Raw genomic sequence first — 23121 nt, forward strand, 5'->3', positions numbered from 1 at the left:
TCCCTGGAACAAGAGCCGTGCATGTTGCCTGACTGAAACACTCTGTCACAAGTCAACCGGAGACAGGTGCAGCAATTTTTCAGCGTTTTCCATGCGGGCGTCCTTCGTTTGCATAAACAACACCTGCGATGATCTGCTCTGAAGGTTGACTTGGGTCGATAGTGCCCATTGGTGACCGGCAGCTTTCAGGCCCAAAACCCGCCATTGCTGAATAAGAGCGACCCGTTATTATCCAATGGCCAAGAATCCAATGGTCGAGTGACGGGGCTTAACAACAGATGCTTTCACAGATGAAAACCTACTGCCCATTGTTCTGGTCCGAGGATCTTGGCGTTGATTACAGCGCTCCGGTAATCAACCTGAAAGACATTTTGCCAACAGTGGGCAAAAACACATTCGCGTTCTTTGATAACACGGACAGTTTACTGCCCGGCGACACCATACTGCTCATTTGGTTCCCTCCCGCTTCCAACCTGAATGGCTGGAGTGACCAACCTTCAGAAATTGCACTAAGCCACCTCTTGAATGCGAACGTAGTCGGCGCGGCTCAAGCGTCAGAGCCGCCAGTAGAAGCCACGCATCCTCATTATGGAAAGCGCAAGTATGAACTCGACATCCTTTCCAGCGAGCGATTTCTGACGGTACTTCAAGCTCTTCAGGAAGACGCAACGTCCTGGCATTTGTCAACGATTGGAAGTGCACAAGGACCTTTCCTGGCGTGGGATGAAGTGAGTTGGTGTGGGAGTGCCGTTGTTGAAGGGTTCACCTATCTAACGGCGAGTACCCCGCACGAAGTCCATATGGAATTGATCGTCGAGATGGCTAACGAAGAGATAATCGGGCTTTTCTCGGTTCACATTGACCCAGGTGGCACCTTCTACGAATTTGGCAGGAGACGACTGACATGGTCGGAACTACGGGCAATCAAACAGGCACTCAACATTGCGCGCCCGCTTCATGATTCACAGGCCGCTTATCTTGCAACCTGACCAGCAGATTGAAGTAGACGGATCGGCTATCGGCCCCCAAGCGCTCAACCATCAACTCTGCCCCGCAGGACAGCATCAAGGCTCCATGAAAGAAGCGGACTTCAGTTATCCTTCTCACCGGTGAGCAATATTCGAGGCGCTGATAATGACCTGCGTACACGTTGTAAAAGTTGGGGTGACGAGTGTTGGTGAACGCCATTCGAGTACCCGTTTTGAGAGAAGTGATGTCCTTACCGGGCCGGTGGTAACAGCATGATCGAGGTGACCGAGGTTTCCATTGCCGAGCTGCGTGCCGCGCTCGAATCCGGCCGGACCACGGCGGTTGAGCTTGTGCAGGCTTATCTCGCCCGGATCGACGCCTACGACGGCGCCGATACGCCCACCGCCCTCAACGCGGTGGTGGTGCGCAACCCCGATGCGCTCAACGAAGCGCAGGCGTCCGATGCTCGTCGGGCCAGGGGCGAGACGCTGGGGCCGCTCGATGGCATCCCCTACACGGCCAAGGACAGTTATCTGGTGAAGGGGCTGACCGCCGCCTCTGGAAGTCCCGCCTTCGCTAACCTGATCGCTCATCGCGATGCGTTCACCATCGAACGGCTTCGCGCCGCCGGGGCGATCTGCCTGGGCAAGACCAATATGCCGCCGATGGCCAATGGCGGCATGCAGCGCGGGGTGTATGGCCGTGCGGAGAGTCCGTACAACGCCGACTACCTCACCGCCCCTTTCGCTTCGGGCTCATCGAACGGCGCCGGTACGGCAACCGCCGCCAGTTTTTCGGCATTTGGCCTGGCAGAAGAAACCTGGTCGAGCGGACGTGGCCCTGCTTCAAACAATGGCTTGTGTGCTTATACGCCTTCGCGCGGGGTGATCTCGGTGCGCGGCAACTGGCCGTTGACGCCGACCATGGACGTGGTGGTGCCGTTTGCCCGGACAATGGCGGACTTGCTCGAAGTGCTCGATGTGGTGGTGGCCGATGATCCCGACACACGCGGTGATCTGTGGCGGATGCAACCTTGGGTGCCAATTCCGAGTGTCGCTTCGGTGCGCCCCGCTTCCTACGGATCGCTGGCCGCGAAAAGCGATGCGCTCAAAGGAAAGCGCTTCGGCGTGCCTCGCATGTACATCAACGCCGATCCCGACGCGGGCACCAGCGATGCGCCTGGCATCGGTGGGCCGACGGGCCAGCGCATCAACACCCGCCCTTCCGTGATCGGGCTCTGGGAGCAGGCGCGCAAGGCACTCGAAGCGGCCGGTGCTGAAGTGCTCGAGGTCGATTTCCCGCTGGTTTCCAATTGCGAGGGCGATCGTCCTGGCGCGCCGACGGTGTTTAACCGGGGCCTGGTATCCAAAGAGTTCCTGCACCATGAGTTGTGGGATCTGACGGCTTGGGCGTTCGATGATTTTCTGCGAGCCAACGGCGATCCAAAACTCAATCGCCTGATCGACGTGAACGGGCCGCTGATTTTCCCCCACGACCCGGGGACGCTGCCCAACCGCGAGGGCGATCTTGCCGCGGGCATGGACGAGTACGTGCGGATGGCCGAACGCGGTATTACGCCGTGGGATCAGATCGACACGCTGCCGGATGGATTGCGCGGGCTGGAACAGACCCGTCGAATCGATCTGGAGGAATGGATGGATCGGCTGGGGCTCGACGCGGTGATTTTCCCGACGGTAGCCGACGTTGGGCCGGCGAATGCCGATGTCGATCCGGCGTCTGCCGATATCGCGTGGAGTAACGGGGTATGGGTTGCCAACGGCAATCTCGCCATCCGCCACCTGGGCGTCCCAACGGTCACGGTGCCGATGGGTGTCATGCCGGATATCGGCATGCCCGTCGGGCTGACATTTGCCGGTCGCGCCTATGACGATTCAACGCTGCTTCGCCTGGCTTCGGCGTTCGAGTCGACGGGGACGAAACGCTTGATCCCACCGCGCACCCCACCCTTGTCGGGTAGCCAAAAATAGAAAGATCGCAGGTTCCTGCAGAGGTTGAGTACACCCGTACCCATGCCCTGTAGGAGCCTGCGATCTTTGGGCCATTCATGCGAATTCCGGCAACAGTGTTTGTCCAGTCGGCTGCTATTTGAAAGAAGTTCAAACACCTAACATCGTCTCTACCCAGTGAGCAAATGGAGTAAGTATCCACTCGCTCACGAGGTAGCAACTCGCAAATCCGATATGACCTTTACGATCATCTCGGACGCAGAGTCAACCTAGGACGATACGGTGAATAAAATGAAAATTTTAAAGATTGCGGTGCTTCTGGCACTTGCCGGTATAGGCGCACACGCCTTTGCAGACGATGGCCATTCAACTAACGCGACCAGTAAAGCACCTGTTGAGATCTACACGTACGAAACGAAGCTCGACATTAAGAAAGTCATTTACCTCTCAGAGATTCCGGACGAGTGCAAACCGGTTCCGGTGCAAATGACCTATGAAGACTCTCACAATCAACGGCATGTCATGCAATATCAAGTGATGGGCACTGGATGTTCAAACGGTTGAGTACCGTGCGGACGATGGAGGGTCGACACTCCATGCCTGCGGTGCAACCCACTCAATAACTGATATTTTTTCCCGAACCTACGATTTTTTCATCGGATGCCAACATGCCCGGGATGTGATGTTTAAGAAACTCCACCCAAGTCTTTGTCTTCGCATCCACGAATTTTCGTGATGGGTAGATTGCAAATAGATTCAACTCTTCAAGCCGATACTCCGGCAGCACGCGCACTAACGTGCCGGCCCTGAGGCCATTGACCGCAGAAGCAATCGGCTGAATACCGATGCCCATCCCGTTTGTTATCGCGACAGTCATTCCATCAGCCGTATTGATATGAAAAGGAGACAATGGGACGTTGATTGACTCCGCACCTTCAGGCCCCTCAAATGCCCAGTGTTCAACCGGCATTACCGTATTAACAATCCTCAAGCAATCATGTGTACCAAGAGAACCCGGAGAGTCCGGGATTCCGCGTTTCTTCAGATAAGCTGGCGAGGCGCAGAGAATGCTGTAAGTGATGCCAAGCCGCTGAGCGACAAACCCCGAATCGGGCAGATCCCGCGCTAAAACAATCGACATGTCATACCCTTCCTCGAGCAAGTCAGGTAGCCGATTGGTCAGCGTCAAATCAAACATGACCGAGGGATGAGTCTCTCTGTATTTGGCAATGGCATCGATCACGTAGTGATTACCGATGGCTGACATGGCGTGAATTTTCAGCCTGCCCACGGGCCGGGTGTGAGCGGTTCCCGCTTCCTCCTCGGCTTCACGTACCTCATCCAGAATTTTCTCGCATCGTTGCAAGTAGCGCACACCCGCTTCGGTCAACGCCAGGCGTCGGGTGGTGCGGTTAATCAGGCGGGTTTGAAGCCTGGCCTCCAGACTGGAAACGGCTTTGGAGACGTTGGTTGTCGTGGTGTCCAATAGCTCGGCTGCCGCCGTAAAACTGCCGCTCTGAGCAACAGCCATGAAAAACCGCATGGTTTGGAAAACGTCCATCGTTTTCACCTCAAGGGCGTGGATAACAGAGGGCGGCCTTACAGAAGACCGCCCTCCTCGTCGTGTGTCACTTCTTCCGTGGAATAAATCCAGGCACACCGGTTTCCACGACCGAGTTGAATCGTACCCTGGTCGTAATATCTTCCTTGATCTCAAGCATCGCCCTATGCGGCAGGGTGGAAATATCCAGGTTTTCCTTGATATGACTTGGTGTAGCGGACGTGGTCAAAAAAGCAACGCCCCGCTGTACAGACCAGGCCAATGCCACTTGAGCCGGAGTCTTCTGCAAGCGCTTGGCGATCCCTGTAATCACCGATTCCTCCAACACTTTCGGCTCCATGCCATGGCCCAGTGGCGCGAACGCCAGAAGGACGATTCCATGCTGTTTGCAGAACTCAAGCAGTTCCCATTCCGGCAGATAAGGGTGGGACTCGACCTGCACCACGGCAGGTTTGATCCGGGCCACTGCCACAATCTCTTTTAACGTTTCCAGCGTGATATCAGACAAGCCGATCGACTTGCAGCGGCCTTCATCCACCAGGCGTTCGAGTGCTCTCCAGGTCTCGATCAGTGTCACGCCGGAGTCGTAGATGACGCGACCCTGTTCGTCTCTCGAGTCCTGATTCTCACCGGGTTGAAAGGCAAACGGCGTATGGATCAGGTAGCAGTCGATAGAGTCCACTTGGAGGCGGCGGCAGCTGGCCTCGAAGGCAGGTTTGACTCGCTCGGGACGATGGTTGGTGTTCCACAGTTTAGTGGTAATGAACACGTCCTCCCGGCGGATCTTGCCCGCCTCCAGCACCTCTTTGATCGCAACGCCGACACTCTCCTCATTGCGATAGCGCTCTGCGCAGTCGAAATGGCGAAAGCCCGCTTCCAAGGCGTCCTTGACCGCTTGTGTGGTGACGCTGAGATCACTGAACAGCGTGCCGAACCCAACGGCCGGCATCTCACCTGAACCGTGGTTCAGCGCAAACCGGGTATCGCGAAGTGCATCGTGAAAAGCTTCGTAAGACATCTCTTGACTCCAATGCTCGGGGCCGTAGCCGTTATTGATACGAAGGGTTCTGTGCTTCGCGACTGGCAATCCGTTGCTCAAACGCGCCGACGGAATTACCGCCGAGGGCTACATACAGTTGCACCGTGTCGAGATACTGCGCGGTCTTCACCCGGATTTGCCCCAGCAACGCTTGCTCGTAGGCACGTTCCGCTTCCAGCACCTGGAGAATGCTGTTCTCGCCTTGCGCGTAGGCTTGCTGGTTCAACCGAAAACTGGTTTCTGCAGCGCGTAACGCGTCTTCCTGCGCCTGGTTTTGCTCGGCGTCATGGTTGATCGCCTGCAACGAGTCCGCGACCTGGCCGAACGACTGAATGACCGTCTGCTGATAGCCGGCGAGCGTCGCCTTGTAGCCGTCGACGGCAGCCTGACGTTCAGCCTTGAGCGTTCCGCCGTCGAAGATCGGCCCCGCCAACCCTGCAGCCAAACCCCAGAGCGCGGCACCGCCATTGCCGGAAGCGGCCTGTACCAGCGAGGCGGACAGCGTTACATGGGGATAGAGGTTCGCAGTCGCGACACCGACTGCCGCGCTGGCCATGTGCAGTTCCGCCTCTGCTTGCAGGACGTCCGGTCGGCCGTGTGCCAGTTCCGAAGGCACACTCACCGGCACGTTGGCCGGCAATACGAATTCGGCAAAATCGAAGTCCGGCGCGATCCAGTCGCCAGGGCCTTTACCGGTGAGAATCGACAGCGCATGGCGCGCGGCATCACGCTGCTGAGCGAGGGGCGGCAACAGTGTGCGGTCCTGGGCGAGCCGGGTCTCGGCCAGCGAAACGTCGATCTGCGTGGTGACGCCGCTGGCATGTGCCCTGCGCACCAGGTCGAGGTTCTTGGCGTCATTGGCAAGCAGCTTTTCGACGGCTGCCATCTGCGCGTTCGCAGACGCCACCAACAATGCCTGGCTGGCGACATTCCCCGTCAGGGTCAGGTACGCCGCTTCGTATCGATGCTTCTGAAGATCGGTAAACGCTTGCTGCTGCTCGACCCGCCGCTTGTTGCCGCCAAACGCATCAAGGTCGAAACCGACCCGCGACCCGATCGCGTAGAAATTGGAGATCGAAGGCTCTTTAGCGTTGTGTACCCGCTGACGCCCCGCCTGGGCGCCAAAATCGACCTGCGGATAAAGCGCACCCTCCGCCGCCGCGACGGACGACGCCGCTTGCCGGATCGTTGCATCCGCCGCCACGAGCTCAAGATTGCCCTCGATGGCGCGACGCACAACCTGGTCGAGCTTCTGCGAATGGAAGGCCGTCCACCAGTCGCCGCTGACCTTTTGGCCAAGGTTGATGTGTTGCCCGCCAGGCTGGTTGCCGCCCTGGCCGAGACGCTGCTCGGCCTGTTGGTCGTAGTGCTGCGACAGGCTCGGTGGCTGCATTTGATAGTCGGGGCCGACGGTGCAGGCCGTCAGGAACGCAAGAACCGACACCGCACCGAACGTGGTGTTGAACGTCTGTCTGTTGATGAAGCGCGCATTGGATTTCATTGGGCAAACTCCACGAAAACTAGTTGGTCGGAACGGGCTTGCGAAGAAAGACAACCAGTGGACTGACCACCAGCATCGCCACCATCAACAGCTTGAATTGGTCGATCACCGCGATGAAAGCCGCCTGGCCGGTGATCATTTCGTTGAGCCCCGCCAGTGCTTGCAGGGACATCGGCGCGGCATGCGCAGCGGCGCGATAAGGCGTCAGATGGCTGACCAGTGCCAGGTGCATCGCTTGCGTATTGTTGAAGAAGAAAATCTGCACAATCGCAACACCGAAGGTGCTTCCGTAAACACGCGACAGATTGAAAAAACCGGTGCCTTCCGGGCGTAACTTGGGGTCGAGTGTGCTGAACGCGATCTTGGTGAGCGACGGCATCAAGATGCCGATGCCAATCCCCTGGATCGCCCCGGCAATCGCCACCGGCGACCAGTCCATCAACGGCGAATAACCGAGCATCAGCCAGTTGGCGTAAATCACCACGGCCACGCCAATCGCCACGAACAACCGACGGTCGAAACGCTCGGGAACACGACCCATCAGCAGGAATGCCCCTACCAGCCCCACACCGCGCGGTATCGTCAGCGAACCTGTCGCATCGGGTGGGTAGCCGAGGATCTCGTCCAGCATCGGCGACGTCAGTGCCATGGTCGACAACAGCACGAAACCCACGGCGAAAAAGATAATCGTCGACAGTACGAAGTTGCGGTCCTTGAACAGACGCTTGTTGAGGAAATGCACCTTCTTGCTCAACAGATGCACGGCGAACAGGTACACCCCCAACGCGCAGCCCGCCGCCTCCAGCCAGATTTCGGTCGAGGTAAACCAGTCCAGGCGTTCGCCGCGGTCGAGCAACATTTGCAGGCTGATCAACGCCAGCGTGAAGCTACCGAAGCCGAAGAAATCGAACGACGGAAGTTGCTCGGCCTTCTTCTCGGCAAGCAAAAGCGCCATCACCAGGAAGATGAATGCCGACAACGGAAGGCTGATGTAGAAGATCGGCCGCCAGCCAAAATGCTCGCTGACCCAACCACCGATGCTCGGGCCGCTGACGATTCCGAAGAGCACGATTGCCGTCCATGTCGCGCCAAATTTCGCACGCTTCTCCAGTGGCAACGTCTCCATTGAAATCGCCATCGACAGCGGCGCCAGCACGCCACTCGCCAGGCCTTGGATAATTCGCGCACCGACGAACTCCAGCGGAGTCGTCGCAACCGTTGCGAGCAGCAAGCCAAGAACGAAGAAGGCCAGCGCGGCCTGATAAACCCGCTTCAAGCCATAACGCTCGGCCAGCCACTGCGCTACCGGCATAGTGATTGCGCTCGCCGCGAGGTACGAGGTGAATACCCAGCCTGCCTGGTCGTCGGTCATCGACAGGCTGCCTTGGATAAACCTGAGTACCGCATTCGGCAACGGCAGGTTCGCCGACTGCATATAGGTCGCGAGCAGCGCGGCGAACCTCAATGTTCCCGCACCTTGAGGCCCGATAGAATTGGCGTTCATCAGAAGTTACCTGCGGTTAACAGCGCCTTGAGCGGATGCCACCACGGCGTGTGATACCCGGTATCGACCTTGACCGTGGCGCTGGTGCCCGAAAAAAGCGGAAACGCAGGGTCGGCCTCGTCGAGTTCAAGGCGCACCGGTACCCGCTGGACAACCTTGACCCAGTTGCCGGTGGCATTTTCAGGCGGCAGCAAGGCGAAGTCCGATCCGGCACCGGGGCTCATGCTGGTCACGTGGGCTTTGAAAACGTGATCGGGATAGGTGTCGATGCTGATGGTTGCTTCCTGGCCTGGACGCATGTGGGTCACCTGCGTTTCGCGGAAGTTGGCCTCGACCCAAATCTGCCGATCGGACAGCAGCGCAAAAGCCGGTGCACCGTTGCTGACATAGTTGCCAACCTGCAAATCGTCGACCTTGGCCACGATGCCATCGTCTGGCGCATACACCGTCGTGTACGAGAGGTAGAGTTGCGCCTCGTCCAGTTGCGCCCTCGCCTCACGAACCGTCGGGTGGTTATCGGCTTCGATATCTGGATTACCGTTCAACGCGACAACCGTGCTGGCGATCTGTTGCTCGATCGAGGCGATGCGTTGCCGGGCCACTTTAAGGTCGGTGTCGGCGCGCTCGTAAATCGCCCGCGAGACAAACTCGGTAGCGACCAGCGCTTTTTTGCGGGCAAACTCGCGCTGATCGAAATCAGCCGACTCTTTGGCCGATTGCAGTTCAGCCTGCTGCTGCCGGTAACCGGCCTTGAGCCCATCGATGCGCAGCCGCGCCACGCTCAGCTGTGCTTGCGCACGGTCAACTGCGATCTGAAACGGTTTGGGGTCGATCCGAAACAGCATCTGGCCTTTGTGAACCGGTTGGTTGTCCTCGACAGCGATTTCGACGACTTGTCCGGAAATACGCGCGTTGATCGACGCCTTCGCCACTCGGGCGTAGGCGTTATCGGTCGAAATGAACGCCTCGCCTGCTTGATAGCGGGCATAGCCCAGCGCGGCGAAGAGCACCGGCAAACCGACAATCAACAAGGGCCGAAATTTCTGCTTGAACGGTTTTTTGATGGGCGCGTCAGGCCTTGCGTGCTCGAAGGTCTGCGTAGCCGGGATGTCGAACTGTTTAGTCATGATCGAATACACCTTTAACCGGGAAATCGGGCCAGCACCTGCGAGAATCGCCTGCGGCCCTGATGGCAAAAATTGCTGTGAGAAAGCAAACCCGTGCACGGTCAGGGAGGATCGCTCCGCCGCACCGGTTTCGTCGCCGCAACACCCAGTTCGAGCTCAGCTACAACAAACCTGACGTTCAGGAACTTCTGGTTCCTTAATTTTGTGCGATGGTGTAAGAATATAGAGCAGCCCATCCCCACACAAGGATTTTGTACGACATGGCACAAAAAAAGATTACAGAGGGCAAAGGCCGAGGCCGCCCCCGCGCATATGACCCGCAGACAGCGCTGCAACAGGCGCTTGGGGTTTTCTGGAACACCGGATATTCCGGCGCTTCCCTGGACAGCATCGCCACTGCGGCCGGCATGAATCGCCCAAGCCTCTATGCGGCATTCGGTGACAAGCACGCGCTCTACATCAAGGCGCTTGAACAGTATTGGGAGTCTGCCTCCGCTGCCATGCAGGAAGCGCTTACGGACAAAGACCTGACTTTGGAGCAGGCGCTAATGGGCTTCTATGAGGGACAGTTGTCGATCTACTTCTCGGGCGAGGGGCAACCGCGTGGCTGCTTTGCGATCGGCACGGCGACGACCGAAGCCGTCGAGGATTCTGCAATACGAGAGGTTCTTGCGGACCGGCTCAGCCGGCTCGATGCCGATCTCGAAACGCGTCTGCGCGCGGCAGTCAGCGCCGGTGAGTTGAAAGACGATGTCGACCCAGCCGCCCTCGCCGTACTCGCGTCATCCCTGTTGCATAGCATTTCGATACGGGCGCGGGCGGGCAAATCCCGCGCGGAATTGACGGAGCTTGCCCGCAATGCGGTCAACGTGATTTGTGGTGTGTGAGGTGTAGGGTGGGTGAAGGACTCGAAGACATTCTCACCGAACGGCTTGCGGTGATTTTTTGTGGCATTAATCCGGGCGTGACTGCCGCCGCCCAGGGCCATCATTTTGCGGGTCGAGGCAATCGCTTCTGGCGCACACTCCATCTCGCCGGTTTTACGCCTACAGAGGTGCGCCCGGAAAACGACCGGATGATCTTGCAATATCAATGTGGATTAACCGCAGTGGTTGAACGGCCTACAGCGCGAGCCGATCAGCTATCCGTGCATGAGTTCACCGCTGCCGCCGCGGATTTTGAACAAAAGATCGCACGCTATGCGCCACGCTTTGTGGCGTTTCTCGGCAAAGCTGCGTACAGCGCGTTGTCCGGTCAACGGGAAATTGCGTGGGGGCTTCAGTCAAAAACTTTTGGTGATACCTCGGTCTGGGTCCTGCCCAATCCCAGCGGGCGAAATCGCGCATTCACGCAAGATCAATTGGTGGATGCGTATCGCCAACTCCATTTAGCGGCCCAGCAACCGGGCCAGGTCGAACAAAACACTGTTCGATAACCGTTGCGCCCCACTGCTGGCCCTCCTGCTCCTGTTCCAACTTGAAGCCAAAGTCTTCATACAGTTTGCGAGCCACATCCAGGCCTTTGAATGTCCACAACCGCGTCGCGCAAAAGCCCTGTTCGTCACAGAATTTCATGGCTTCAGCCAGCAAGCGTTTGCCTGCGCCCTTGCCTCGCGCCGAGTCATCCAGAATGAAACAGCGCAGAATCGCTTCGCCGCCCTCGCCTTCACCGTCGATCGCGATGGAACCGACAATTCGCTCGCCATCCAGAGCCACCCAGACTTCGTTGCGTGGATTGTGCAAACGCCCCATCAACTCCGCCATGGCCGATGCAACCAGGCTTTCGAACGGCTGGCCGAAATTCGAATGCCGTGCGTAGTAGTCGGCATGCATTTGCACCATGCGGCCGATGATTCCGGGCCGGTAGCCCCGAGCGATATCCAGCTGCGCGGGGGGCTGCGGCGCTGTACCGAGTCGATGGGCTTGCAGGGCACCGGCATAGTTGGCGATGCCCTCACTCACCGCTTGTTGTTGCTCATTCGTCAGATAAACCAAGGCAGCGTCCACCTGTTGCCTGGCGAACGAATCAATGGCTCGCAGGGTTTTCTTGCCCTGCACCGTGAGTCGCAGCTTCTTGGAGCGCGCATCCTCCTCGTGTGGAATTTCTTCGATCTCACCGGCCTCAATGAGCTTACGCACCATCCGGCTCACGGTGGATTTTTCCAGGCCGAGAAGCTCCACAAGCTCTCCCGCCGTCAGCGAACCACGATCCCCAATCTCCACGATCGTGTGAACAAACGAAGGCGAATAGTCCGTTGCCGCCAGCGTGGTTTGCATGAACCCCAACTCGCGCACCATGAGACGCGACGCCGAGCGGACTTGGTTAATCAGGTCTGATTGGGAATGGGTCACGGGGAGCACCTCGAACAAAATGTGTATTTAGTTGTATAGCACAACCAAATACCCGTCAAATCAAGAGTGCTCCATCAAGACATGAAACCAGGCAACTGCCCTACCCGTTCGGCCAGATACTGCATCAATAAACGCGTGCGCAGTGGGCGGTAGCGGCGTTCGGGATAGATCAGAAAAGCGTCGTTCGGTGGGCCGCTCCAGTCGGGCAGCACCCGGATCAACTGCCCGCTTTCAAGCAGGTCGCTGACCAGCCAGGCCGGCGTGATACACAGCCCCGCGCCCTGCAGAAGACCGTCGCGAATGGCCAATGAGCTGTTGGTTCGATAGCGCCCCTGAGTCGTGACACTGACCTGCTCACCATGGGGGCCGTTGAGCTCCAGACGGTCGCCCGCGGTCAACCACGCAAAACGCAGGAAGTTGTGTTCGCTCAAGTCCGCCGGGCTTTTCAATGGGGAATGGTTGCGCAGGTATTCCGGTGCGGCCACCAGATAGCGCGGTGAAGTCGCTATGCGTCGGGCAACGGCATTCGGCGGCAGGCTGCCCCCCAGGCGCAGGGCCAGGTCGACGTTTTCCTCAGTGAGATCGACGAAACGATCATTGAGGATCAGCTCCACTTCAATGGCCGGGTACTGCGCCATGAACGACAACAGCAACGCATTCAACCGCAACACACCGAGGCTGACCGGAACGTTGACGCGCAGAAAACCTTCGGGGCGTTCGGTCAGACCACGCACATCCGCAACGGCCTCGCCGTACTCTTCCAGCACGCCTTTGGCACGCTCGTAGAAACGCTTTCCCTGTTCGGTAGGCGTCAACCCGGTGGTGCCACGAATCAGCAGACGGGCTCCCAATTGCTTTTCCAGGGCAGCAACCAGTTTGCTGACGGTGGGCTGAGTGCTGCCTAACTCACGCGCGGCAGATGACAGGCTTCCGAGCTCAATGGCGCGGACAAAACAGTGCATCGCTTTAAGACTGTCCATGGGCATTCGATTCTGGAATGAGCTGTATGCAGTTCCTCCTTCTACCACACGCATTTTGAATAGACCAATCTGGCCTCCTTGAATCATTACCGCCCAAGGAGATACCTGGATGAAAGCCTTTCACTCGAGAATACCGTTGCCTCTCGCCTTGACTGCCCTGCTTGCCGCAAGCCCTGTCATGGCGGCGGAAAATTGGGTCACCACCTGGATGGCCAGCCCTCAACCCACCTGGGGCAACGAACTGCCGCTGCCCACGCGAATTCCTGAAGCGCTGACCGACAGCACCCTTCACCAGAGGGTGCGCATCAGCAGCGGCGGAAGCCGGGTGCGGGTGGTGGTTTCCAACGAATATGGCAAGCAACCGCTGGTCATCGGTGCCGCGCGTATCGCCTTCGTTGAGGGCGTCGATCAGATTCGCGCAGGCTCCGGGCACACGCTGAAGTTCAGTGATCAGGAACAGGTCACCCTCGCCGCGGGTGAAACGCGGATCAGTGATCCGATAGATCTGGCAGTGCCGGCGCTCAGTGAGCTTGCGATCTCTCTTTATCTGCCGCAGCACACGCCGTTGACGACCTTCCACTGGGATGGCAAACAAACCGCATTTATCACCCCTGGCAAACATGTCGACGCTCAGCGACTGGAAGGCAGCGAGCGGGTGGAGGCGCGGCTGTTTCTCAGCGACATCCTGGTGGATGCACCGGTCGACACCCGTGCCTTGGTGGTGCTCGGCGACTCGATTACCGATGGCAATGGCTCGACCCTGGACAGCAATCGACGCTGGCCGGACTTCCTCGCTCAACGCTTGGCCGCGCAGAGGCTCGCGGTGCTCAACGCTGGGATATCCGGGGCTCGCCTGCTCGAAGATGGCATGGGTGTCAGTGCACTGGCGCGTTTCAAGCGCGATGTGCTGGGCAAGCCCGGAGTAAAAACGGTGATTGTGATGCTCGGCATCAATGACATCAGTTGGCCGGGCTCCTCCTTCGCTCCGAACGAACGCCTGCCAGCCAAGGAACAGTTGATTGCGGGCTATCGGCAACTGATCGATCAAGCGCGCCTGAACAACATTCGCATCATTGGAACAACCCTGATGCCGGTCGAAGGCGCCCTGGATGGAACGAGCGTGAAGAATTATCACAGCGCCGAGAAAGAACAACTGCGCCAGGCCATTAATGACTGGATACGTAGCAGCCACGCATTCGATGCCGTGATCGACTTCGATCTAATGACCCGCGACCCTGAACACCCAAGTCGCTTACTGCCGACTATCGACTCCGGCGACCACTTGCATCCCGGCGATGCCGGCAACAAGGCGATGGCCGAGGATATCGACCTGAAAACGCTGATCTAGTCGTTTGAAACAAAACGCGAAAAACCATATGGAGCTTGAATTGCCCCAAGTTCGAGAATTGCATGAACTGTTGGCACCTGCGCAGTTCAACAGATAATGTAGTAGAAATTCATCCTAGGGGGTTTTGTGGAAAGCCGCTCCGAAGACAATACCCGCCACTCCCCTTTGCAGCCGAGAAGACTGCCGGCAACAGCGATCTCCGTCGTGTTCATGGCTTTAGTCACCCTCTCGATACTGAGTATTTACTGGCTTCAAGCCGCCCAAAGTAAAGCCTATGAACTCTCGCAAGCAAAACTGGTGTCAGGCAATTTGACGTGGTCGATGGCCCAACAAGCGACTGACACGTTTGATGAAGCCAACCTGATCCTGGATGAACTGATCGACAGAATAAAAGACAACCCAAGTGCCCAACAGCTCGATAAAACGCAAAAACTGCTTAAGCGCAGAGTCTTTACCACCGAGCAGTTGCACGGCCTTTTTTACTATGATGAAAACGGCAACTGGGTCCTGACTTCGTTCGATTCGAAACCTGAAGCCCCCAATAATGCCGATCGTGACTACTTCATCTTTCACAAAAACAACGTAACCCTGTCGCCTAGAATCGGCCGGGCCATACGCAGCCGCACGACCGGCGAATGGATTATTCCGTTCTCCCGACGAGTCAACGATAGCGAAGGCCATTTTAAGGGTGTCGCGCTGGCCACGATCAAAATGGCCTACTTTGATAAGTTCTTCTCAACGTTCTCCATTGACCGCAAAGGCGCAATTTTCCTGGCCCTTCCCGACGGAACGATAATCGCCAGGCGGCCTTTTGCTGAAGAGTTCATCGGTGCGTCGCTAGCCAAAGGGGAAATATTTTCCATCTATTTACCCAAGTCTCCGGCTGATACCGTCATGATCAAATCGATTATCGACGGCGTTGATCGACTCTTCGGCTACAGGCTTCTTCAAAAATATCCATTGGTCGTCGCTGCCGCCAATTCACGGGAAGCCATTTTTGCCGAGTGGAAAACCGGAACAATCAAGATGGCATTGATGATTGGCGCAGTGCTGCTGGTCAACCTTCTTGTCGGCCTCTTGCTCATCAAGAAAATACGTTACGGCGTCTCGGTAGAAAATCATTTGAAGCAGACCCGGGCAGCCCTGGAAAAACTGGTATTACAGGATGCGCTCACCGGACTTGCAAACCGACGCCACCTCGAAAACAGCTTGCAGCAGGAATGGCTTCGCGCGGTAAGACATCACTCTCAGATCAGTTTGATAATGCTCGATATTGATTATTTCAAAAGCTTCAATGATCAATACGGGCATATTGCCGGCGACCATTGCATCGCTTCCGTTGCGCAGGCAATCGCGCAATGCATTCACAGGCCATCCGATTTAGCCGCGCGGTACGGTGGCGAAGAGTTTGCGGTATTACTACCTGATACAGATGCCGAAGGTGCCTACTCCATTGCCGAAGACATCAGGCTCGCGGTGCTGAACCTTGCTATTGCACACGATGGCAACCTGGCCAAGAGTGTGACCGTCAGTTTAGGGGTTTATACCTGCGTGCCGGAGGCTGCCGAATATAAGCACCTGCTGACACAGGCGGACTCGGCACTGTACCTGGCGAAACGCTCAGGCCGGAATCAGACCGCCTGTTTGTCTTTGATCGAGGCCGGATAAGGCTTTAAGTCAGGATGCGCAAGACCGTTCCCGGCAGTCATCCCAGACCTCGCGCATCAATTCCTTCAACATCAACGCCTCGACCCAGCGGTCGGTGATGTCGCGTCCGTCGGCCCCCGTGATGGCATAGGGTGGCGGGCCGAGTTCACAGGTGAAGGACAGGCTGGCGGGTGTGTCCGGTCGGGCCAGCCAGTCCTCGATCCCATAGCGCCACCAGCCCAGGAAACGCTCCAGCCAGGGTCGATGCTGGGCAAAACTCAGAGGCACCTGGACCTGTTCGCTGTTGGCGACACGACCATGAAAACCCCAACTATTGCGCAGGATGGTCTGGATCTGTTCGTCGTCCTCGGCCGCAGCCGGCTCTGGCAGTTCGCGGCCCACGACATAGTGGGACAAGTCGGCCAACAGTTTGAGATCGGGCATTTGCGCGAGAATGTCGAGGGTGAACAACAGATCACTGGTGAGGCGATAACGGTGGGTTTCCAGCAGGATCGGAAAGTCCACCTGCTCTGCCAGTCGCTGCCACCCCTCGATCAACTTGATGGCTTGCGCCAGCGTGCGTGGCCGGACGTCGGCTTGCAGCGTGAGATGGTGGCAGCCGTAGCGGGACGCGACGTCGATCGCTGCCGCCAGATCATCCACGGTGCGGGGGAACACCTGTCCTTCGATTTGCAGGCCCTGCGCCTTGGCGGCTGCATGCAGGCGTGCGGCATGGTTCGCCACCCAGAAATGGTCGGTGATTCCGTCGAAACCGGCGGCGACGATTTTCTCCAGTTGCGCTTCCAGCGCAAGCTCGCATTGGCCACGGTGATCTTGCATGGCCCAAAGGGACTGGAAGACCAGGAATTCGCGCATGTCAGTTCCTCAGCAGTTGTTTAAGCGATACCTCGGCGTCGGCCAGAGCCTCTACCGAGAGGGGGTTATGCGAAGCGATCAGTCGTTCGCACAGCTTGATGTCCTTGGCGACGCTATTGCCCTGGCCCCAGCCGCAAGCACCTTGCAAACGCTGCTCGGCATCGAGGTAGAACAGCAGGAAACCGCCGCCCGGGGTTGTCCGGCTTACCGTGGGTTCCGTGTTTGCAATCACGCCTACGGTCTGTAATCCCCAGTCGTATTGATCGGACCAGAAACCGGGAACGACCTCGAAAGGCAACTCGCCGCCCAACAGATTCAGGGCGGCGTGGCGGCCCTGGGTTTCGGCGTTGCGCCAGGTTTCCTGACGCTGGAACCCCCCTTGTGGGTGCAGCCGAAATTCACAGACATCCCCCGCCGCAAAGATGTCCGGCGCGCTGGTGCGCAGTTGCGCATCGACACGGATGCCCTGGCCGACCTCAAGCCCGGCGGCCATGGCCAACTCAGTGTTGGGCTGCATGCCGATGCCCACCACCACCAGGTCACAGGGCAGCAGTTGGCCATCGACCAGTTGCACCGATTCAACATGAGTAGTGCCCTGCACCGCCTCGATCGCCACGTTGAGTCGGACATCCACACCCTGGCTGCGATGCAGTTCCAACAGAACGCTGGACAACCGTTCCGGCAACACCCGCCCCGCCAGACGCGGCCCGGCTTCGAGCAAGGTCACCGTACAACCCAAGGCTCGGGCGGTGGCTGCGACTTCGAGGCCGATGAAGCCGCCGCCGATGATCACCAGTCGGGTGTCGGGCCGCAACGAATTGCGCAGTGTCAGCGCCTCGTCATGGCTACGCAGATAAAGCACATTGCGCAGATGCTCGGGCACACAAGCAAGCCTGCGCGAGCGCCCTCCCGTCGCCAGCAACAATCGGGCGTAATGCAACCAGCTGCCGTCGGCCAATTGCAGACGATGCTGGTGCGGGTCCAGGCCTTTTACCGGGTTGCCGGCCAGGTGTTCGATGTCCAGTTCAGCGAGCCGAGCGCTATCGCACAGGCTGTAGCCCGCCAGATCGACCGTGCCCTGCAGCAACCCTTTGGACAGCGGCGGACGTTCATAGGGCGGGTGAAACTCGTCACCTATCAGGATCAGGCGACCGCTATAACCTTCGTCGCGCAGGGTCAGGGCCGCGCGGCCACCGGCATGCCCGGCGCCAACAATGACCAGTGGAGCATTGGCAGGACTCATGGCACAGACTCCGTGCAGTTAAACCGTGATGGCGAGCAACACACGCCCCGCCTCGACCCGGACTTCATAGGTCTTGAGGTTGACGCACACCGGTGCGCCGAGGGCTTTGCCGGAGCGGTAGTCGAAACGCCCGTTGTGCTTGGGGCACTCGATGACGTGCTCCATCACCAGGCCATCGGCGAGGTGAATGGACTCGTGGGTGCACAGGCCCGCCGTGGCGAAAAACTCGCTGTCGGCGGAGCGGTAGACGGCATAGGTGTGCGGGCCATGATCGAAACGAATGACATCTTCTTCGTTGATATCGCCCACGGCACATACATCGATCCATTGATCGGTCATGGCATTTTCTCTGGTAGTGGTACAGACAGGAGGGTGTCAGGCCGGCGTTACTTCAGGTTCTGCCTGGACGGTGGCGGCCGATGCTGCGCGTTGTGGCAAAGGACGACAGACGAAGTAGCTCGGGTCTTTGCGCTGTTTCCAGATAGTCGGGATGATTTCCTTGAAGGCCTCGGACAGGCTGCCGTAAGGCGGCGGGCAGTCGCGGCGGATCTCTTCGTGAAGCTGCGCCAGCGCATGAAAAGGCACCATCGGATACATGTGATGTTCCAGGTGATAGTTCATGTCGAGGTACATGAAGCGCAGCAGTCGGTTCATGTAAATCGTGCGGCAGTTGCTGCGGTGATCGAGTACGTCTTCCGCCAGGCCGACATGCTGCGAAAGGCCGAACAGGTAGGACAACCAACCGCCATAGAGGGTCGGCAGACCGATAAACATCAGCGGCAACCAGCTCTGCAGAAAAAGCGCCGTGCCCACGGTAAGCCCATAGATGACCAGCCAGACGCGTGCGTCTCGCGCCACTTTGGGCCATTCGGATTCGGGGATGAAGGTCTGCTCTTCTTCACCCATACGCCCGACTGCATGCCGGCAAACTGACCCCATCGTCTTCAACGCGTAAGGCATTCTGAACAGACTCAGCACCATCATGATCAGACTCGGTGGACGCGGCTCGACGATTTCCGGATCGCGACCGACGATAATGGTGTCGGTGTGATGCCGTGCATGGCTCCAGCGCCAGACCTGGGGTTCGAACATGAACATGAAGCTCGACAGCTGGTAGACCGCATCATTCATCCAGCGGGTCTTGAACGCCGTACCGTGACCCGTTTCGTGCCAACGGGCATTGGACGCCGTGCCGTAGAGCAGCCCATAGACGAAGAAGAACGGAACACAGGCCCAGGAGCCCCAGAACCAGTAGCCACCGAAGCCGGTGACGACCATCGCCGACAGCCAGATGGCGGTATCACGCAGGGCCGGGCCATCGCGACGCTGCATCAATTCTTTCATGCGTTTGCGGGAGATGGGCGATTGGTACCACGTTGCCGATACCAAACCTTTTTGCGCCGCTCGGGCGGCTTCGGGACCGGTCAATCGATAATCCCTTGGCACGGGTTTATCGGTTTTTTCAAAGGCTGCGTTGTGTTCGGGCATTTTATTGTTCTCCGCAAGCTTGATGGTTTTAAGCACTTGCTTTCGATGCGGGATGGCATCGCTGGAGAAAATATAGAGAGCGCACAAACCACCCTCAATCCCTTGAATACATTCCCTATCAAGCTATCATCCAGGCCCATTGCAGCTTGATAGTTTTCTATCAAAGCGACTCAAGGGCCCACCATGAACAACAAAAAACGCCCCACCATCGCCACCGTTGCCGAGCACGCTCGCTTGAGTGTCGCCACCGTGGACCGGGTGCTCAATGCCCGGGCTCCGGTCAACCCGGCCACCGCCGAGCAGGTGTTCCAGGCCGCCGAAGCCGTCGGTTATTTCGCCGCCCGGCTGATCGGCCAGCGCATTCGCGAACGTCGTCCCAGCTATCGATTCGGCATCCTGTTGCTCGGTACCGCCCAGGCGTTCTATGCCAACGTTGCCACCGCCATCACCGAGGCAGCGCAGCGTCAGGCCGGCGCCAATCTGAGCTGCCAGTTCGAATACGTCTTCGATCGCACACCCAGCGCGATCATTGCCCAGATCGAACAACTGGCCGTGCAGTGTGATGGCCTGGCGGTGGTCAGCTTCGCTCACCCGCAGATCAATGCCGCCATCGCGCAGATCAGAGCGGCGGGCGTACCGGTGATCGCCCTGCTGTCCGACATCCACGAGGCGGCAGAAGAACCTTACATCGGTCAGGATAATCATGAGGTCGGGCGCACCATGGGTTGGCTGCTGGCTCACACCTGCGGTGCACGCAAAGGCAGCGTCGGCGTATTGCTCGGCGGCCATCGTTTTCTTGGTCATCAGGCTCGGGTCGAGGGGCTGCGCAGTTACCTGGCGGAGCGCGCACCGGGGTTGCGGCTACTCGAAGCGGTGATCAACCTGGACAACTGCGATGTCACCGAAGAGGCGACGCTGGAACTCATCGCCCGCCATGCCGATTTGCGGGGGCTGTGCGTGGTCGGCGGTGGCGGCGACGGCATCATCCGGGCCCTGTCACAGCTACCAAAACGGCCGTCGCTGTGTTGCATCCTGCAGGAGTCGACCGAGCTGTCGCGACAAGCCCTGGATCAAGGGTTGATCGACCTGGTCATCGACTCACAGCCGCGTTTGCTGGCGGCCGCGCTGATCGACTTGCTGGTCGAGTTGCAGACCACGCCGGACTTCGATCCGCTCCGGCATCGGGTGCATATTCCGTTGCAGATCATTACCTCAGAGAACGCTAGAAGCTGCGTTCGCTGGTAGCAGCTGTCGAGCCTGCGAGGCTGCGTTCGGCTGCGCAGCAGTCGTGAATCCAGCTGACGCGGTATGCCTGACACACCGCGAGTTCTGGTTTTACGACTGCTGCGCAGCCGAACGCAGCCTCGCAAGCTCGGCAGCTGCTACAGATCGCATTACGGCTTAAGTGAACAGCATTACCCATCAGAGGTCGGTGCTCGCACGAAAAGCATCGGCGCTCAGCCCGAACCGATTCATCTTGTTGTACAGCCCGCCACGAGAAACGTTCAGTTGCCGGGCGGCCAGGCGGATGTTGCCTCGGGCATCCTTGAGGGCGGCGATGATCGCGTTCATTTCATGGGTGCCAAGGTCCAGCGCAGCCCGGAGTTCGGGCACACTTCCCGGCACCGATGGCCGCAGCCTTTGCTTGATTTCAAGTGGCAGATCACCCGGCTGGATCATCTCGGTCATCGCCAGATTGGTTGCGCGCTCGATGGTGTTTTCAAGCTCCCGAACATTACCCGGCCAGCTGTAGGCCGAAAGAATATCCAGCGCCTCTGGCGAGATGCCCTGCACCGATTTGCGCAATGACCGCGCGCAACGACCGAGAAAATATCGCGCCAGCAAGGGCACATCTTCCCGGCGCATCCGCAGCGGCGGAACCGTCAGGTTCAGGACGTTGAGCCGGTAGTAAAGATCCTCACGGAAAGCGCCATCGGCCACCGCCTGGCTCAGGTTGCGGTGGGTGGCGGCGATGATGCGCACATCCACCTGCTGCGATTTTTTCGCCCCCACGCGCGTCACCTCGCCTTCCTGCAAGACCCGTAGCAGACTGACCTGGGCATCGAAAGACATGTCGCCGATTTCGTCGAGGAAGATCGTGCCGCCATCGGCCAATTCGAACTTCCCGGCAGATCCGCCGCGAGCCGATCCGGTGAAGGCGCCCTCGACATGACCAAACAGTTCGCTTTGCACCAGATCGCGCGGAATGGCTCCGCAATTGACCGCCACGAAAGGACCGTCGCAACGCTCGCTGGCGTTATGGATCGCCTGGGCGAACAGCTCCTTGCCGGTACCGCTCTCACCCAGAATCAGCGTGGTCGATTCACTGCGACTGGCGATCCGTCCCAGGTGCAAGGCGTCTTGTATCGCTCGCGAATTACCTTGAATGGTCTCGAAGGTGTAGCTGGCTTGAGTGCCGATGACCCGGCGCGTAATTTCGCGGATGCGCCGGTTCTCACGCAACGAAACGATCCGCCCACCCTGCTCCAATGGGCATACCGACACCAGACACGCCAACTGACTGCGATCATGGAGCTCAAACGTACAATCCAGATCCCGTAGACCTTCCCCGCCGCGCAGTAATATTTCATCGGTCAGTTCGCTTTGCCCCAGACGCTGGAACGGGCTGCCGAGCAGATCCTGGCCCACGCGGAACAATTGCCGGGCATAACGGTTGAGCGCCTTGATGCAGCCCTGCTCATCCAGCACCACGAGTCCCTCGTTGAGCACTTCAAGCACGGTTTGCTGTTCTTCTAGCAGGGCTTGCAGCGCCATCTGCCGCGAGACCGCTTCGGCCGCGGCCTGGACGGTGCCCAGCGTATGAAAATGAAACCAGCCCGGCTCAGCGGTCAGGGTCAGCATGGCGAGCGTCCTGCCCTGCGCATCCCTGATCGGCGCGGCGGCGCAGTGCATGCGCCGTCGACGCAAGCCGCTGGCGAAGTTTTCCTCGGCCAGCACATACACCAATCGGTCCTCGGCAAGCGCCAGCCCCGTGCAGTTGGTGCCCTGCACCGACTCCAGCAACCGGCTGCCCACCGGCGTGAGGTCCAGGCCGCAGAAGTACAGGGTCGTGCCTTGAGCATCGGTCAGGTTGATATGGCCCCTGGGGTTGTAGGCCAGCAATCCCCCCATGACCTGCGCTGCCGCTGCAATCAACGTGCGATTGGCCGCCAGCGTCGCGGCCAGAACCGCAGGAGCAACAAATCGATATTCGCCATCCTCAGGATCGAGGCCCATGCCGACGCTGCGCCGCCAGGAATCCCAAATCACCGGCCTGACCCCGGCAGGTCGATCGGTACGCCCGTTCAGACACGCCAGCCAGGCCTGTTCCAGCGCGGCGATCGAGCCTTCGTTCAACGACGCAGGGCCGAGAGCGGTGATGTAATCGAGGTCTTGCGCGCTGAAGGCTGTTACCTGTGGGTTGACCATCATCGACATCCGCTTCCATGTTCATGTTTTAGACATGTCAGTGTAGACATGTCCTGAGAATGAACACTTCTTTCAAAAAGTATTGATTTAC

The 23121-nt window shown here is 58.5% G+C and carries 20 protein-coding genes; 8 read left to right on the top strand and 12 right to left on the bottom strand.

Translation table 11 applies throughout. From position 1 onward, the window contains the following. Nucleotides 1–290 precede the first annotated feature (290 nt). The 3 genes from LOY36_RS16755 (at nucleotide 291) to LOY36_RS16765 (ending at nucleotide 3500) form a co-directional block, all read left to right on the top strand. On the top strand, nucleotides 291–989 hold the full coding sequence (locus tag LOY36_RS16755) for a hypothetical protein (RefSeq protein WP_258668945.1): 699 nt from the start codon (nucleotides 291–293) through the stop codon (nucleotides 987–989). A 252-nt stretch (nucleotides 990–1241) separates the two neighbouring features. Further along, on the top strand, nucleotides 1242–2957 hold the full coding sequence (locus LOY36_RS16760) for an amidase (RefSeq protein WP_258668947.1): 1716 nt from the start codon (nucleotides 1242–1244) through the stop codon (nucleotides 2955–2957). Between the two features lie 270 nt (nucleotides 2958–3227). Beyond that, entirely contained in the window at nucleotides 3228–3500 is a 273-nt protein-coding gene (locus tag LOY36_RS16765; RefSeq protein ID WP_258674193.1) for a DUF2790 domain-containing protein, read from the top strand. A gap of 52 nt (nucleotides 3501–3552) precedes the next feature. Here the strand turns inward: LOY36_RS16765 and LOY36_RS16770 are convergent, their stop codons facing one another. The 5 genes from LOY36_RS16770 to LOY36_RS16790 all read right to left on the bottom strand — a co-directional run bounded on the left by LOY36_RS16770 (nucleotide 3553) and on the right by LOY36_RS16790 (nucleotide 9668). After that, nucleotides 3553–4497 carry a LysR family transcriptional regulator gene (locus LOY36_RS16770; RefSeq protein ID WP_258668948.1) on the bottom strand — a complete coding sequence of 315 codons (945 nt, stop codon included), beginning with the start codon at nucleotides 4495–4497 and terminating at the stop codon, nucleotides 3553–3555. A 67-nt stretch (nucleotides 4498–4564) separates the two neighbouring features. After that, nucleotides 4565–5515: an aldo/keto reductase gene (locus LOY36_RS16775; protein ID WP_258668949.1), complete on the bottom strand. Its 951-nt coding sequence runs from the start codon at nucleotides 5513–5515 to the stop codon at nucleotides 4565–4567. Between the two features lie 31 nt (nucleotides 5516–5546). Continuing rightward, nucleotides 5547–7037: an efflux transporter outer membrane subunit gene (locus LOY36_RS16780; RefSeq protein WP_258668950.1), complete on the bottom strand. Its 1491-nt coding sequence runs from the start codon at nucleotides 7035–7037 to the stop codon at nucleotides 5547–5549. 19 nt (nucleotides 7038–7056) lie between these two features. Continuing rightward, on the bottom strand, nucleotides 7057–8541 hold the full coding sequence (locus LOY36_RS16785) for a DHA2 family efflux MFS transporter permease subunit (RefSeq protein WP_258668952.1): 1485 nt from the start codon (nucleotides 8539–8541) through the stop codon (nucleotides 7057–7059). Next, nucleotides 8541–9668, bottom strand: coding sequence for an HlyD family secretion protein (locus tag LOY36_RS16790; RefSeq protein WP_018930073.1), 1128 nt, complete (start codon nucleotides 9666–9668; stop codon nucleotides 8541–8543). The genes LOY36_RS16785 and LOY36_RS16790 overlap by 1 nt, the downstream gene beginning before the upstream one ends. Nucleotides 9669–9928: 260 nt before the next feature. Between LOY36_RS16790 and LOY36_RS16795 the strand changes: the two genes are divergently transcribed. Both LOY36_RS16795 and mug read left to right on the top strand, forming a co-directional pair. Further along, nucleotides 9929–10555 (top strand): TetR/AcrR family transcriptional regulator, encoded by a 627-nt coding sequence (locus tag LOY36_RS16795; RefSeq protein ID WP_258668953.1) that lies wholly within the window; start codon nucleotides 9929–9931, stop codon nucleotides 10553–10555. 8 nt (nucleotides 10556–10563) lie between these two features. Further along, complete coding sequence (gene mug, locus LOY36_RS16800) at nucleotides 10564–11103, top strand: G/U mismatch-specific DNA glycosylase (RefSeq protein ID WP_258668955.1); 540 nt, start codon at nucleotides 10564–10566, stop codon at nucleotides 11101–11103. On the opposite strand, the gene LOY36_RS16805 is transcribed toward mug, so the two are convergent. Both LOY36_RS16805 and LOY36_RS16810 read right to left on the bottom strand, forming a co-directional pair. Further along, nucleotides 11015–11965, bottom strand: coding sequence for a helix-turn-helix domain-containing GNAT family N-acetyltransferase (locus LOY36_RS16805; RefSeq protein ID WP_258674194.1), 951 nt, complete (start codon nucleotides 11963–11965; stop codon nucleotides 11015–11017). The genes mug and LOY36_RS16805 overlap by 89 nt on opposite strands. 128 nt (nucleotides 11966–12093) lie before the next feature. Then, entirely contained in the window at nucleotides 12094–12999 is a 906-nt protein-coding gene (locus tag LOY36_RS16810; RefSeq protein ID WP_258668956.1) for a LysR family transcriptional regulator, read from the bottom strand. A 109-nt stretch (nucleotides 13000–13108) separates the two neighbouring features. On the opposite strand from LOY36_RS16810, the gene LOY36_RS16815 reads away from it, so the two are divergent. Next, the gene (locus tag LOY36_RS16815; protein WP_258668957.1) at nucleotides 13109–14347 is read left to right on the top strand and encodes an SGNH/GDSL hydrolase family protein; all 1239 of its coding nucleotides are present in this window, start codon (nucleotides 13109–13111) and stop codon (nucleotides 14345–14347) included. Nucleotides 14348–14473: 126 nt separating this feature from the next. Then, on the top strand, nucleotides 14474–16015 hold the full coding sequence (locus LOY36_RS16820) for a diguanylate cyclase (protein ID WP_408981093.1): 1542 nt from the start codon (nucleotides 14474–14476) through the stop codon (nucleotides 16013–16015). A 9-nt stretch (nucleotides 16016–16024) separates the two neighbouring features. Here LOY36_RS16820 and LOY36_RS16825 read toward each other — a convergent pair whose 3' ends face one another. From LOY36_RS16825 to LOY36_RS16840, 4 genes are read right to left on the bottom strand one after another with little or no spacing between them, the layout of a single operon-like run. Further along, nucleotides 16025–16870, bottom strand: a complete 846-nt coding sequence (locus LOY36_RS16825) for a sugar phosphate isomerase/epimerase (RefSeq protein ID WP_258668958.1) — start codon at nucleotides 16868–16870, stop codon at nucleotides 16025–16027. 1 nt (nucleotide 16871) lies between these two features. Further along, nucleotides 16872–18113 carry an NAD(P)/FAD-dependent oxidoreductase gene (locus tag LOY36_RS16830; RefSeq protein WP_258668960.1) on the bottom strand — a complete coding sequence of 414 codons (1242 nt, stop codon included), beginning with the start codon at nucleotides 18111–18113 and terminating at the stop codon, nucleotides 16872–16874. Nucleotides 18114–18131: 18 nt separating this feature from the next. Continuing rightward, nucleotides 18132–18452: a MocE family 2Fe-2S type ferredoxin gene (locus LOY36_RS16835; protein WP_019648621.1), complete on the bottom strand. Its 321-nt coding sequence runs from the start codon at nucleotides 18450–18452 to the stop codon at nucleotides 18132–18134. 36 nt (nucleotides 18453–18488) lie between these two features. After that, nucleotides 18489–19601: a fatty acid desaturase family protein gene (locus LOY36_RS16840; protein WP_258668962.1), complete on the bottom strand. Its 1113-nt coding sequence runs from the start codon at nucleotides 19599–19601 to the stop codon at nucleotides 18489–18491. 183 nt (nucleotides 19602–19784) lie between these two features. On the opposite strand from LOY36_RS16840, the gene LOY36_RS16845 reads away from it, so the two are divergent. After that, nucleotides 19785–20846 carry a LacI family DNA-binding transcriptional regulator gene (locus tag LOY36_RS16845; RefSeq protein ID WP_258668964.1) on the top strand — a complete coding sequence of 354 codons (1062 nt, stop codon included), beginning with the start codon at nucleotides 19785–19787 and terminating at the stop codon, nucleotides 20844–20846. A 177-nt stretch (nucleotides 20847–21023) separates the two neighbouring features. On the opposite strand, the gene LOY36_RS16850 is transcribed toward LOY36_RS16845, so the two are convergent. Then, nucleotides 21024–23039 (bottom strand): sigma-54-dependent Fis family transcriptional regulator, encoded by a 2016-nt coding sequence (locus LOY36_RS16850; protein WP_258668968.1) that lies wholly within the window; start codon nucleotides 23037–23039, stop codon nucleotides 21024–21026. Nucleotides 23040–23121 lie beyond the last annotated feature (82 nt).

Origin of the sequence: Pseudomonas sp. B21-019, assembly GCF_024749225.1 — a bacterium.
Lineage (GTDB): Bacteria > Pseudomonadota > Gammaproteobacteria > Pseudomonadales > Pseudomonadaceae > Aquipseudomonas.